Genomic DNA, 12,841 nt, shown 5'->3' with positions numbered 1-12,841 from the left:
GAGACACATGTCCAGGCGCCCTGGCCGCCGGAGAATGGCGCATAGCCCGGTCCGCCACCTTCGGCCGAATCGTCGAAGGCGACCGCGCCGTCGGCGGCGAAGGTGAGCAGGCTGCGGCTGACGACGCGCTTCGGGCCCGGATGCTTGTTGTAGTTCCGCGTGACGTAGACGCCGACGAGGGCGCCGCAGTCCGACAGCGCGACGCCGCCTTCCTGTGCCATGGCGGGGATGGCGGGCGCTGTCGCCGCGACGACGATGGCGGCGGGCCAGCCCAGGCCGCGGCGGTGCGCATTCATGCCTTTCCTCCCGGAACTACCCGACGCGATGTCGGCCGATCATAGAAGGAGAGGGCGGGGGCGTACCAGCCCGCGCCTCCTCACGCTCCCATATATTCGCGACGGGCGATCTGCTCGCCGAGCGTCAGCCAGCGGCGGGCGACGTCGCCCTTGGACGACGCGGATTGCGCAAGCGCCTCGGCGCGCAGCGCGGCGAGGCGGTCGAGGGGCAGGCGCTGGTTGGCGTCGATCTCCTCGGCGATCGCGACGAAGCGCTCGGCCGCCGCACGGCCACCGAGGCGCGGCGCCGCTTCCTCGTCGACGAAGCGCTCCCAGGTCAAGGTCGGCTCCCAGGTGAAGCGGGCGAAGGCGATGTAGGAGAGCTCGACGGTGGCGATGTAGTCGGAGGCCTCGCCCCAGACGGTCAGGCCCTCCATCGCGTCCGCGAAGCCGATGGTCGCCATGTCGGCGAAGGTCCGGGCGTTGAGGGCGTAGCGCTCGGTGCGCTCGTCGCCGTTCCACTGGCAGGCGAACTGGCAGCGGAGCACGTTCGGCTGGGTCGGCAGCGCCTCGACATAGCCGCGCTTCAGCTCGGTGCGGAGCCGCCGCCAGAAGGAGCGGTTGGCGGTGTGCTGGTAGATGCCGCCCCTGGGCAGCTTCTTCTGGGCATCGCTGGCGACCGGGTCGAGGAGGTTGTCCCACTGCATCTCGGCATAGATCCAGGCGTCGGGCTTCTTCGCTTTTGCCGCGCGATAGAGGCGCGGGAAATTCTCGGCCATGTCGGTATGCGACCAGGAATCGCCATGGTCGTCGACGCGGCGGGCGGCCTCCGCGGCATTGGCGCGGCGGGCGACGCAGCGCTCGCAGCCGCAGACGCCGTAGTCGCCGCTCTCGATGTTGATGCCGCCGATGTCGAAGGTCCCGGCAAGCCAGGAAACCGCCTCCTCCATCCATTCCATGGTCTCCGGCGCGCTCGGGCAGGCGCTGACCGTGTAGTCGGAGCGCGGGAAGTTGAGCGGGAAGGAGAGGTCGGCAAGCTGGAAGCCGACGCCCTTTTCCATGGTCGCGGCGAATTGCGGATTGGCCTTCAGCCAGGTCGAGAGGTTGTACTTGTGGTCGCCCTCCCAGTAGACGCCGCCATAGGCGCCGATGGCGATGCCGGGGAGGATGCGAACGCCGCGTTCGGTGGCGTAGCGGCAGAGCTCCTGAGCGGCCTCGATGCCGCCATGGGTGTCGCGGAGGAAGCCGTAGATGACAATGGCGGCGATGCGATTGCGGCTGCAGAAATCGACGAGACGCCTGTAGTCGGCGAGAAAGCCGCCGGGTGGCTTGGAATAGGGATTGAAGACGCCGATCTCCTGGACCCCGACCTGCGACAGCTCCCAGTTGGTCGAGTGATCCCAGGTCCAGAAGGTGCGGTAGAGCATGCCGGGCGCGTCCTCGACGCTGCCGGCGGCGACCGCCATCCGCGCGCGATCGCTGCCACCCGCGGCGATCAGCGACTCGATCGCGTAGATGACGCCGGGAACGCCACCGCCGGTGACCGACACCGTGCCGCCGTCGGCCGCGATGCGGAAGGCGCCTTCGGTCATGCCGGGGTCGGCGGCAAGCGCGATGCGCGGGCCTTCGACGGCGGCGGCATTCCAGCCGACCTGCGGGAATGCTTCCTTCAGCCGGCGGAGGGCATGGGGGAAAGCATCGGCCCCGTCGACGGCGACGGCACCTTCGAGAATGGTCGAAGCGGTCATGAACGGTCTCTTCCCGAGGTTGTCTTCTTCTGGCGAGCGTTCCGCATACGTGGAAGCGGGGTTGGGAACCGGCGCATGCTGCCACAGTGGACCGCGAGCGCAAGCCGCCAGAAAGCCACGGGGGGCGACTCCGGCCAGCGACCGCGCAAGTCATAGAAAAGCGCCACTCGGGATGCTAAGCGGAGAGGCGTCCGGCCGGCAGATTCGTCTCGGCCATCGTGGTTTTCCAGTCAGCCGGGACCGGAAGTGTAGATGCGTCGCGCCTTTCAGCTTCTCATTGTCCTCAGTCTCTTCCTGGCGCCCTCCGCCGCGGGCATCTCGCCGGCCGTCGGCGGCTCGCGCGACCAGGCCCAGCCCGACCCGGTAATCGGCACCGTCTACGTCTTCCGGCCGATGGGCGGACGGTTGGCGACGCCGGAAATGGACAAGATCGCCAACAAGCTGAAGGCACGAGGGCTTGCCGCGGAGGTCCACAACTATACGGACTGGCTGCGACCGGCGAATGCCGCGATCGCCCGCTACAAGAAGGAGAACTGGAAGTCGGCGATCATCGCGATCGGCCATTCGGCCGGCGGCGACTCGACGCTCCGCTTCGCCGCGTGGCTGCGCCGGTCCGGCGTGCCGGTGAACCTGATCATCACCCTCGATCCGACCCGGATCGCGCGGCCGGTGCCGTCGAACGTCCACCGCTTCATCAACATCTACTCGTCGGATAATACGCTGGGCGGCGGCGACCCGAAGCCGGCGCGGGACTTCAAGGGCCATTTCGCCAGCGTCGACCTCAAGAACTATCCCGGCGAATGGCATCGCTACCTGCCCAATACGCTGGGCCTGCAGGATGCGGTCATCAACAAGATCGCTTCCGAGGCGGAGCAGCCGGAGGCCGTCCAGGGCGGTGTGAAGATCGCCTATGCCATGCCGCGGGGCGAGCCGATCGTGCTCTACGATTCCGGCGTGGTGATCGCCGCCGAGGCCGGCGAGACGCCGGCGACGATCGCGGCACGCTACGGCATGCCGGCCTGGGCGGTCTCGGCGGTCAACAATATCGAGCCGGATCGCGGACTACCGGCCGGCCAGAAGATCGTCGTGCCGCGCAGCCTCGGGAGCCCGCCGGCCCAGTAGCAGCCGGCGCGGTCAGACGGTGCCTTCGGCGCCGGCGCCGCAGACCAGCACGCAGATGTGCTTCATGCCTTCGAGCCCGGCGACGCCCTTGTTGAGCGCCGCCATCGCGGCCGCGCCCGACAGGTCGGCGGCGATGCCCATCTCGAACCACAGCCAGCGCGAGGCCGCCTCCATCTCCTCGTCGGTGACGAGGACGATGTCGTCGACATTCCGCTGGACGATCTCGTAGTTGATCTCCTCGGTCTTGCGGCAGGTCATGGTCGGGACCCTCGAGGTGACCTCGGGGAGCTCGACCAGCCTGCCCGCGTCGAGGCAGGCCTTGAGCGTCGGCGCGCCGGTCGGCTCGACGCCGACGATCCGGATGCCGGGCCGCCGCGCGCGGATAGCCGTCGACATGCCGGCGATCAGGCCGCCGCCGCCGATCGCGATCAGGATCGCGTCGATATCCGGGAGGTCATCGAGAATTTCGAGGCCAAGCGTGCCCTGGCCGGCGATGACCAGCGGATCGGCAAAGGGATGGAAGTAGATGGCGCCGGTCCCGGCGACGAGATCGAGGGCGGCCTTGTTCGACTGGGTCCATTCGTCGCCGACGACCTCGACCTTCGCCTCCCATGCCCGCATCTTCGCGACCTTTTCCGGAGAAACGCCGGAGGGGACGAAGATCGTCGCCGGAACGCCGGCCGCGTAGGCGGTGCGCGCCACGGCGAGGCCGTGATTGCCGCCGGAGGCGGTGACGATGCCCTTCGCGACTTGCCCGGCCGGCGTGGCGAGCAGGCGGTTCATGGCGCCACGCGCCTTGAACGAGCCGGTGACCTGCAGCGACTCGAGCTTGAGCGAGACCCGGGCGTCGGTCGGCGGCGGGTTCTTCAACTGGCCGAGGGGAATGACCGGGGTGTGACGCACCTTGCCGGCGATGCGCTCCCGGGCGGCTTCGATATCAGCGATGTCGACCGTCAAAGCTCTTCTCCATAGGGGGCGGCGACCACGAGGCAGCAGTTGCCGGGCTGGACCCGGCCGGGCTGACGGCGGCCGTAGAGGATGCCGTCGGCATTATAGGCGAGCGTTTCCGGCGGACGGGTCGGGTCCCACGGGCAATGGATACGGCCTGCCGGCTCGCCGGCCTTCACGTCGCGGCCGTTGTGGTGGAAGGCTTCGAAGACGCCGTCCATGGTCGCGTAGACGAAGGCGGAAGAGCCGGGGAGCTCGAGGACCTTCCGGTTTCCGTTGCGCAGCTCGATGGCGTGGCCGGGAAGCGCGCCGAGATGGGCGAGCACGTTGCGGATGCCGCGCCGGCAGATTTCCAGCGCGTCGATCGACACGGTGCCGCCGCCCGCCATCTCGGTGCCGACGGTGATCAGGCCCGAGGCCATCGCCGAGGCGGTGGCGGTGCGGGTATCGCCGAGATTGCTGATCACGACGATGGCGGGCGCGTCGAAGGCGCGGTTGGCCTCGATGCTCTTGCGGAGGAGCTCCTTGTCCTCGCTCGGCTCGACGACCGAGCTCGGAATGATGTCGAGGGACGAGCCGCCGGAATGGAGATCGAGAAAGGCGTCGCCGCGCGGCAGGATCTCGTCGGTCATGAAGGCGGAGATCTGCTGGGTGATGGTTCCGGCCGGGTCACCGGGGAATGTGCGGTTGAAGTTCAGGCCGTCGACCGGCGAGGTGCGCCGGCCGGCCATCGCCGCATGAACGTTGTTGGCGGGCATCAGGATCAGCCGGCCCTGAACCTCGCCGGGATCCAGGTCGCGGATCAGCTCGGCGATGGCGATCGGTCCTTCATATTCGTCGCCGTGATTGCCGCCTTCGAGGATCACGGTCGGTCCTTCGCCATTGGCGATCACGCCGATCGGAATGCGGGTGACGCCCCAGGCATCCTCGTGCGGCGAATGCGGGATCATGACGAAGCCGGTCTGCTTGCCCGGCTTGTCGAGATCGACCGTGGCGAATGCTGTGGTTGCGCGTGGCCCGGTAATGCGGCGGCCCATGGTATGCCTCTTGTCTTCGATTTGACGCGTCTTGTCGGCCGGATCGGAAGGAGGAATCAATATATACTCATTCCCGCGGCGCGATCAGCCGCGCAGCCGTGAAAGGGGAGGCAAAATTTGCAGAAGGACAGCAAGGTTCTGCTGGTCGGCGAGACCTGGATGTCGGCGGCCACGCATTACAAGGGTTTCGACGACTTCCGCAGCACCACCTTTCACTCGGGTGCGGGGCCGCTGCTCGCGGCGCTCGCCGACAGCGAGTTCGACGTCACGCAAATGCCGGCCCACGAGGCGGCGGAGGGATTGCCTTTCACCGTCGAGGCCCTTTCCGGCTATGACGTGATCCTGCTTTCCGACATCGGCGCGAATACGCTGCTGCTGCACCCGGACGTCTGGCTCCACGGCAGGACCGTGCCGAACCGGCTCAAGACGCTTCGCGACTGGGCGAAGGCCGGCGGCGGGCTCGGGATGATCGGCGGCTATCTCACCTTCCAGGGCATTGACGGCAAGGGGCGCTGGCGGCGGACGCCGGTCGAGGAGGCGCTGCCGGTCCGGTGCCTGCCCTATGACGACCGCATCGAGGCGCCGGAGGGTTTCGGGGCCGAGGTCCTGCTGCCCGACCATCCGATCGTCGCCGGGCTGGACCCGGAGTGGCCGGCGCTGCTCGGGGCCAACGAGGTGGTGGCGAAGGATGGCGAGGACGTCGAGATCGTCGCGCGCCTGCCGGCCGATTTCGGCGGTCATCCGCTGATCGTCACCGGGACCCATGGATCGGGCCGGACGCTCGCCTGGACATCCGATGTCGGACCGCACTGGCTGCCGCAGAGCTTCGTCGACTGGCCGGGATACGCGGTCTTGTGGCGGAACATGCTCCGCTGGCTGGCGAAGCGCGTCTAGGCGGTCGCGGCGGCTGTCGCCTTCCGAAAAATCGAGGTCCGCCCGCCCTGGTCGAGGGATTGCGCCCGCGCGCCAGGTCGGGTGAAACAATCGGAACCACGGGGGAGGTCCAGGATTGAACATTTCGGAAAGCGGTTCGACCGGCGGGCAGGCGGAGCCGGCGCTGGTCGGCATCGACCTCGGGACGACGTCGATCCGGGCGATTGCCTTCGACCCGAGGGGCCGCAAGGTGGCCGCCGCGTCGCGTCCCACGCCACTGAACACGGTCGAGACCGGCGGCGAATACGATCCGGACCGGATCTGGGCGGTGGTGCTCGAGGTGCTGTCCGACATCGGCGCCGCGCTCGCCGGCCGTCCGGTCGGCGGGATCGCGGTGGCGAGCGTCGGCGAGAGCCCGGTGCTGATCGGCGATGACGGGCAATCGCTGGCGCCGTCCATCGTCTGGTTCGATCGCCGGACCGAGCCGCTGGTCGAGGAGATCGCGGAGCGGATCGGGGAGGACTGCGTCTTCCGCATCAGCGGCCACGCGATCCAGCATTACTTCACCCTGCTGAAACTGATCTGGATGCGCCGGCACCGGCCGGAGGCGATGGCCGCGGCCCGCCATGTACTGATGATGGCCGACTGGATCGCCTATCGTCTCAGCGGCGAAATGGCGACCGACCCGTCGCTCGCATCGCGGACGCTCTATTTCGACATCGTCAACCGCAAATGGTCGGCGGAAATGCTGGCGCTGGCCGGGGCGGGACCGGATCTCCCGGCGCCGATCACGGCGAGCGGCACGGCGCTCGGTCCGCTTCTCGACGACGTCGCCGCGGCAACCGGCATCAAGGGACGCCCGATGATCGGCGTCGGCGGCCACGACCATATCGTCGGCGGCTTCGCCGTCGGGCTGAGGCAGCCAGGAACGGTCATCGACAGCATCGGCACGGCGGAAGCGCTCCTGCTTGCCGGTGCCCGGCCGCTGTCGGACCCGGAACTGGTCACGCGGGGCTATTATCAGGGCGCGATCGGGACGGACCGGGCGATGTCCTATCTCGGTGCCGGCATATTCAGCGCCGGCGGGGCCATGGAGTGGCTGCGGTCGATCGTCGGCGGCCTTCCCGTCGACACGCTGATCGCCGAGGCCGCACGGGTGCCGCCCGGATGCAACGGCGTTGCCTTCCTCGCCGACCTCGGCGGGCTCTCGCCGCCCGATCCGGACCCGCACGCCCGCGGCGCATTCGTCGGCATGACGCAGCAGACGACACCGGCGGTGCTCTACCGCGCGGTGCTCGAGGGGCTGGCGATCCAGTCGCGGATGATCTTCGACGCGATGGGGGCCTTTCCCGGGGTCGAGCCGCCACGTGAATTGCGGCTGATCGGCGGCGTGTCGCGAAACCGGCTGTTCCTGTCGATCAAGGCGAGCGTCATGGCGCGTCCGATCGTGGTGGTGGACGAGCCGGAGGCGACGGCGCTCGGCGCGGCGTTGCTCGGCGGGATCGCCGGCGGCGTCTTCCCTTCGCTCGACGCGGCCCTGGCGGGGCTCGACCGGACGGAATTCGTCGTCGAGCCGGACGATGCCGAGGACCGCTACGCAGCGCTGCGGACGATGGTTTTTGAGCAACTGCATGCTAGGATGCGGCCGATCAACCGCAGTCTCCACGTATTTCAGGGAGGAAGCGAGGCTCGGTGACCAGGGCCGGCGGGCACCAGCCTGACGGCCTGAAAGGCGGAATCATGCGGCGATTCGATTCGCGGCATGGCCAAAGCAAATGGGAGGAAGGAACATGATTCAACGCAGGTCATTTCTCGGTCTGATGGGTGCTGCGACCGCCGCGGCGGGAACCGGATCGCTGGTCCTGCCGGCGGCCGCCGAGAACAAGAAACACACGATCGCCCTTGTGCCCGGCCTGACGACCGATGCCTTCTACATCACCATGCATCGCGGCGCCGACGCCGCCGCCGAGGCGCTTGGCCAGGATCTCCTGTTCCAGGGCGCTTCGGAGTGGAACGTCACCCTGCAGGTGCCGGTGCTCGACGCGGTCATCGCGCGCAAGCCCGACGCGATCCTGATCGCGCCGACCGACAAGGTGCAGCTGGTCGAGCCGCTGAAGAAGGCGAACGACGCCGGTATCACGGTGGTCTGCGTCGATACCTTCATCGGCAACGGCGTGTTCCAGACCGGCGCGGGCGACGCCGATTTCCCGATCTCCTATGTCGCTTCCGACAACGTCCTCGGCGGCGTCATGGCGGCGCGGGCGCTTGCCCAGTCGATCGGCGAAAAGGGCAAGGTCTATGTCTCCAACGTGAAGCCGGGCGTGTCGACGACCGACCAGCGCGAGGAAGGCTTCAAGCAGGAGATGGCCAACCATCCGGACATCGAGGTGCTCGAGACCCAGTTCAACGACGACGACGCGAACAAGGCCGCGGCGCAGGTCCAGGCGGTCATCGGCCGCGTACCGGACCTTGCCGGCGTGTTCGGCGCGAACCTGTTCTCGGCCTCGGGGACTGCCAATGGCGTCAAGCAGGCCGGCAAGCAGGGCGAAGTCAAGATCGCGGCATTCGACGCGCCGCAGTCCGTCGTCCAGGAGCTCAAGGACGGGACCTTCGAGATCGTCATCGCGCAGCATCCCGCCGAGATCGGCTATTTCGGCGTTGTCGCGGCCTATGCCCATCTGACCGGAAACCCGGTTCCGACCCATATCGGCACCGGCTTCACCGTGATGACCAAGGACAATATCGACGATCCGAACGTCTCCAAGTATCTCTACACCGGCTAGGCGCGGGACCAGCCGTCGAACATGAACCGCCGGCCCCGGAGGGGACCGGCGGTTCGGTCTCTTGGATCGCGAAAGCGGATAGCCGATGACCGCTCTTTCCAGTGAAGCTGCCCCACCGCCCGGGCGTACATTCCTGTCGAAGGTCGCCGACCTTCGCGCCTGGCTGTTCCTTGTCATCCTCGTCATCTTCTTCGAGACCTGGGCGCAAACGGTCTACGGCGTCACCTTTGTCGGCAATACCTATAACCTCCAGTCGATCGGCATCTTTGCGACCGCCCCGTTGCTGCTGGCGCTCGGCCAGACCTTCGTGATCATCTCGGCCGGCATCGACCTTTCGGTCGGCTTCACGATGGGCCTGGCCGCGGTTGTCTCGGCCCATATGGCCAATCTCGGCGCAAGCCATCTCGGCCTGCCGCCATTCCTGTCGATGTTGCTGGGCATTGTCTCGGGCGTGGCCGTCGCCTTCGTTCCCGGCCTCGTCAACGGCTGGCTGATCGCCCGGCTGCGGGTGCCGCCTTTCATCGGCACCCTCGGCATGTATGGCATCGCGCGGGGGGCGGCCTATCTCATCGCCGGCGGCATGACCGTGCCGGTTTCCAACGCGTGGTTCGCCTGGATCGGCAACGGCCGGATCGCCGGCGTCCCGATCCTGGTGATCATCGCGGCGGTGGTCGTGCTGATCATGCACTACATGCTGTCGCAGACCCGCTTCGGCCAACACACCTATGCCTTCGGCGCGAGCCGCGTCGCGGCGGTGCGCTCGGGCATCAATGTCGGCAAGCTGACGATGCGGATCTACCTGCTCGCGGCGGTTTGCGCCGGCCTCGCCGGGGCGCTCTATTCGGGACGCTTCGCCGCCGGCGCGGCGCAGGCGGGGGAGCCGCTGCTGCTCAGTTCGATCGCCGCGGTGGTGATCGGCGGGGCGAGCCTGTTCGGCGGTTCCGGGAATATCGCCGGCACCGTCGCCGGCGCGCTGGTCATCGCGGTCATCGAATACGGGCTGGTCTTCATCAACGTCGAGCCGTTCTGGCAATTCATCGCCGTCGGCGTGGTGATCATCATCTCGGTGCTGGTCGACCAGAGCCAGAGGAAGCTGCTGGGAGGGCGTGTCGATGAGTGAACCGCTCCTGTCGATCCGCGGCGTCTCCAAGTATTTTGGCGGCGTCCATGCGCTCGAGGACGTCTCGATGGATCTCAAGGCCGGGGAGGTCGTGGCGCTGGCCGGCGACAACGGCGCCGGCAAGTCGACCCTGATCAAGGCGGTCTCGGGCGTCTACAAGGCCGATCGCGGGGAGATCAGGCTCGACGGGACGCCGATTTCCTTCGAAAGCCCGCAGCAGGCGCGCGATCGGGGCATCGAGACGATCTACCAGGATCTGGCGCTTGCCGACAACCTGTCGATCGGCGCCAACATCTTCCTTGGCCGTGAACCGAAGCGCCGCGCATTCGGCTTCCTGCCGGTCCTCGATCGCGCGCTGATGGCGGATGCGGCGCAGGAGACGATGCGGCGGCTCGACTTCCACGTCGATCGCCTCGAGGCGCCGGTATCGGCCTTTTCGGGCGGGCAGCGCCAGGCGGTCGCGATCGGCCGGGCGATCTACTGGAACGCCAAGGTGCTGATCATGGACGAGCCGACCGCGGCGCTCGGCGTGCCCGAGCAGCGCAAGGTCCTGGCGCTGGTGATGGCGCTGAAGGAGCAGGGGAAGGGCGTCATCTTCATCTCCCACAATCTCGGCGACATCTTCGCGGTGGCCGATCGCATCGTCGTGCTGCGGCGCGGCATCAAGGCCGGCGAGCGCGTGCCGGCGGAGACGACGAGCGACGAAATCGTGCGGTTGATGGTCGGCGGCTGACCTCACGGGTGCTATCGTTCCGCCGAGTCGACCGAGGTCGAGGGCAGGACGTTCCATCCCTTCCAGATCGCGCGGGCTTCTTCGCAGCTGATGAGCACTCCCCGATCCGTGACCAAGCCGGAAGCCCGCCGCATCTGGCTGCGCGCCCAGCGGCTGGATGCGCAAGCGCCGTTCGGCAGCGGGCCGGAGGCGACACGCCTGGCGACCGAACATCTCGGCTATGTGCAGATCGACACGATCAACGTCATCGAACGGTCGCATCACCATATCCTGTTCACGCGGATTCCCGACTATCGCCGCGCCGACCTCCATCAGGCGCAAAGCGTCGACAAGAGCGTCTTCGAGTTCTGGACCCACGCGCTTTCCTATGTGCCGACGAGGGACTTCCGCTTCTTCCTCAGGGCGATGAAGAACGACTGGCGGCGACACGGCTGGTTCGGGGAGGTGAAGCCGGGCGACTCCCGCAAGGTGCTGCGCCGGCTCCGGGATGACGGGGCGCTGACGATCCGCGACATCGACGACGACGTGCTGGTCGACAAGGATCACCCCTGGGCGAGCCGCAAGCCATCGAAGCGCACGCTGCAGCTCGCCTTCCACCAGGGCAAGGTGACGATCAGCCAGCGCAGCGGGATGCTGAAGACCTACGAGCTGACGGACCGCCATTTCGGTTGGGAGCGGCCGCCGCGCGCCGCGACCGAGCGCGAGATACTCGCCTACCGGCTGGATCGCGGACTCCGTTCCCAGGGCATCGTCAGCCTCGATTCGCTCTGCCATCTCGACGCGCGGTCGAAGCCGGGGATGCGGGACTTGATCGAGGCGCGGCACCGCCGCAAGGAACTCGTGCCGGTCGCCATCGACGGCATGGAAAAGGCGGCGCACTGGGCGCGTCCCGAAGACCTCGAGGTGGCGGGCGGCGCCGAAGAGGCGCCGGTCCACATCCTCTCGCCGTTCGACCCGCTGACGATCCAGCGCAAGCGCCTGCAGCTCTTCTTCGACTATGAGCATCGCTTCGAGGCCTATGTCCCCAGGGCAAGGCGGGTGTTCGGCTATTTCGCCCTGCCGGTGCTCGTCGGCGACGAGATCGTGGCGGCGATCGATCTCAAGACCGACCGCGAGCGACGAAAGCTCCTCGTCCAGAACTGGACGTGGGTGGGCAAGGGCGCCGCCCGCCGGCACAAGAAGGCGATCGATGAGGCGCTGCACCGCTTCGAGCGCTTCCAGCTGGCGGACTGAGGCTGCCGGGGTTCGCGCGAGCGACGGATATGGCGGAAGGGGAGGTGGCTGCGATCACGGCCGGACGGCGCAGGATGCGCCGGCCACCGGCTTGCGAAGGCGGGACGATGCCCTTGCGCATCGCGCGGGAGCCGGTTGACGGCCCGGCAGACGCCATTTAACGTTAAACGTACCGGGATGTTGCAGCAAATCATAGGTGTGAAGGTGATCATTTCGTCCGAGCTGAAGCAGAAGCTCTACGCAGCGGTGTTGTCCGATGTCCTGGATGGAATGGGGCATGGCGGCCAGGCGATGCGCCCTTTCGTCCGGCCGCTGGATGAATCGCTCGTCCTTCTCGGCAGGGCGCGGACCGGCGGCTACACCAATACCTATTCGGTCGAGGACGACGAGAATCCCTACGAGCTCGAGATTCGTCTCATTGACGATCTCAAGCCGGGCGACGTGCCGGTGCTCGGCTGCGGCGGTCCGACGGAAAGGATCGCGCCGTGGGGTGAGCTCCTCACCACCGCTACGATGGCGCGGGGCGGCGTCGGCTGCGTCACCGACGGGCTGGTGCGGGACATCAAGCACATCCGCGCGCTCGAATTCCCGGTCTTCCACGGCGGCATCGGTCCGCTCGACAGCCGCGGCCGGGGGCGGATGGTCGAGATCGACCGGCCGGTGCAGTGCGGCGGCGTCACCGTCCATAGCGGCGACATTGTCTTCGGCGACGCGGACGGTCTCGTCGTCGTGCCGCAGGACATCGCCGACGAGGTGTTCGAGCGGGCGCTGGCGAAGGTCGCCGACGAGAACCACACCCGCGACGAATTGCTGAAGGGCAGCCTCCTGGGCGACGTCTACGCCAAATATGGCGTGCTCTAGGCGCGCCGCAGGCGCCGATGAGCGTCCCGGATGCCCATGGCGGGCCCTTCGACCAGATGTGAGTGAGGTTCCTGCCAGCCGATCGCCGACCAACCAACCGGAGACCGC

General features: G+C 67.7%; 12 protein-coding genes. 8 read left to right on the top strand and 4 right to left on the bottom strand.

Annotated elements, in window-relative coordinates; translation table 11 throughout:
- Positions 1–296, bottom strand: a 296-nt coding sequence (locus KDJ86_RS12410; protein ID WP_291746101.1) for a hypothetical protein, incomplete at its 3' end; no start/stop codon positions are given.
- 80 nt (positions 297–376) lie between these two features.
- The gene (locus tag KDJ86_RS12405) at positions 377–2,023 is read right to left on the bottom strand and encodes a hypothetical protein (protein WP_291746099.1); all 1,647 of its coding nucleotides are present in this window, start codon (positions 2,021–2,023) and stop codon (positions 377–379) included.
- A 252-nt stretch (positions 2,024–2,275) separates the two neighbouring features.
- On the opposite strand from KDJ86_RS12405, the gene KDJ86_RS12400 reads away from it, so the two are divergent.
- On the top strand, positions 2,276–3,145 hold the full coding sequence (locus tag KDJ86_RS12400) for a LysM peptidoglycan-binding domain-containing protein (RefSeq protein WP_291746096.1): 870 nt from the start codon (positions 2,276–2,278) through the stop codon (positions 3,143–3,145).
- A gap of 12 nt (positions 3,146–3,157) precedes the next feature.
- On the opposite strand, the gene KDJ86_RS12395 is transcribed toward KDJ86_RS12400, so the two are convergent.
- Both KDJ86_RS12395 and KDJ86_RS12390 read right to left on the bottom strand, forming a co-directional pair.
- Entirely contained in the window at positions 3,158–4,102 is a 945-nt protein-coding gene (locus KDJ86_RS12395) for a threonine ammonia-lyase (RefSeq protein ID WP_291746094.1), read from the bottom strand.
- On the bottom strand, positions 4,099–5,130 hold the full coding sequence (locus KDJ86_RS12390) for a succinylglutamate desuccinylase/aspartoacylase family protein (RefSeq protein WP_291746091.1): 1,032 nt from the start codon (positions 5,128–5,130) through the stop codon (positions 4,099–4,101). The genes KDJ86_RS12395 and KDJ86_RS12390 overlap by 4 nt, the downstream gene beginning before the upstream one ends.
- Before the next feature lie 117 nt (positions 5,131–5,247).
- On the opposite strand from KDJ86_RS12390, the gene KDJ86_RS12385 reads away from it, so the two are divergent.
- From KDJ86_RS12385 to KDJ86_RS12355, 7 genes are all read left to right on the top strand, one after another.
- Positions 5,248–6,024, top strand: coding sequence for a glutamine amidotransferase (locus KDJ86_RS12385; RefSeq protein ID WP_291746089.1), 777 nt, complete (start codon positions 5,248–5,250; stop codon positions 6,022–6,024).
- 115 nt (positions 6,025–6,139) lie between these two features.
- On the top strand, positions 6,140–7,699 hold the full coding sequence (locus tag KDJ86_RS12380) for an FGGY-family carbohydrate kinase (RefSeq protein WP_291746086.1): 1,560 nt from the start codon (positions 6,140–6,142) through the stop codon (positions 7,697–7,699).
- A 124-nt stretch (positions 7,700–7,823) separates the two neighbouring features.
- Positions 7,824–8,786 (top strand): ABC transporter substrate-binding protein, encoded by a 963-nt coding sequence (locus KDJ86_RS12375; RefSeq protein ID WP_367116797.1) that lies wholly within the window; start codon positions 7,824–7,826, stop codon positions 8,784–8,786.
- Positions 8,787–8,871: 85 nt separating this feature from the next.
- Positions 8,872–9,906 carry an ABC transporter permease subunit gene (locus KDJ86_RS12370; RefSeq protein ID WP_291746081.1) on the top strand — a complete coding sequence of 345 codons (1,035 nt, stop codon included), beginning with the start codon at positions 8,872–8,874 and terminating at the stop codon, positions 9,904–9,906.
- On the top strand, positions 9,899–10,639 hold the full coding sequence (locus KDJ86_RS12365; protein WP_291746078.1) for an ATP-binding cassette domain-containing protein: 741 nt from the start codon (positions 9,899–9,901) through the stop codon (positions 10,637–10,639). The genes KDJ86_RS12370 and KDJ86_RS12365 overlap by 8 nt, the downstream gene beginning before the upstream one ends.
- Positions 10,640–10,729: 90 nt before the next feature.
- The gene (locus KDJ86_RS12360; protein ID WP_291746076.1) at positions 10,730–11,872 is read left to right on the top strand and encodes a winged helix-turn-helix domain-containing protein; all 1,143 of its coding nucleotides are present in this window, start codon (positions 10,730–10,732) and stop codon (positions 11,870–11,872) included.
- Between the two features lie 198 nt (positions 11,873–12,070).
- The gene (locus KDJ86_RS12355; protein ID WP_291746074.1) at positions 12,071–12,733 is read left to right on the top strand and encodes an RraA family protein; all 663 of its coding nucleotides are present in this window, start codon (positions 12,071–12,073) and stop codon (positions 12,731–12,733) included.
- Positions 12,734–12,841 lie beyond the last annotated feature (108 nt).

It is taken from the genome of Bauldia sp. (assembly GCF_020442045.1).
GTDB lineage: Bacteria > Pseudomonadota > Alphaproteobacteria > Rhizobiales > Kaistiaceae > Bauldia.
Note: the sequence above shows the minus strand (reverse complement) of the source record. Positions and strands in the feature narration are given on the sequence as shown.

What these genes read in the sequence shown, in the direction of transcription:
- KDJ86_RS12405 (WP_291746099.1), bottom strand. Translation starts at nt 2,023, where the DNA reads ATGACCGCTTCGACCATTCTCGAAGGTGCCGTCGCCGTCGACGGGGCC.
- KDJ86_RS12400 (WP_291746096.1), top strand. Translation starts at nt 2,276, where the DNA reads ATGCGTCGCGCCTTTCAGCTTCTCATTGTCCTCAGTCTCTTCCTGGCG.
- KDJ86_RS12390 (WP_291746091.1), bottom strand. Translation starts at nt 5,130, where the DNA reads ATGGGCCGCCGCATTACCGGGCCACGCGCAACCACAGCATTCGCCACG.
- KDJ86_RS12375 (WP_367116797.1), top strand. Translation starts at nt 7,824, where the DNA reads ATGGGTGCTGCGACCGCCGCGGCGGGAACCGGATCGCTGGTCCTGCCG.
- KDJ86_RS12370 (WP_291746081.1), top strand. Translation starts at nt 8,872, where the DNA reads ATGACCGCTCTTTCCAGTGAAGCTGCCCCACCGCCCGGGCGTACATTC.
- KDJ86_RS12365 (WP_291746078.1), top strand. Translation starts at nt 9,899, where the DNA reads ATGAGTGAACCGCTCCTGTCGATCCGCGGCGTCTCCAAGTATTTTGGC.
- KDJ86_RS12360 (WP_291746076.1), top strand. Translation starts at nt 10,730, where the DNA reads ATGAGCACTCCCCGATCCGTGACCAAGCCGGAAGCCCGCCGCATCTGG.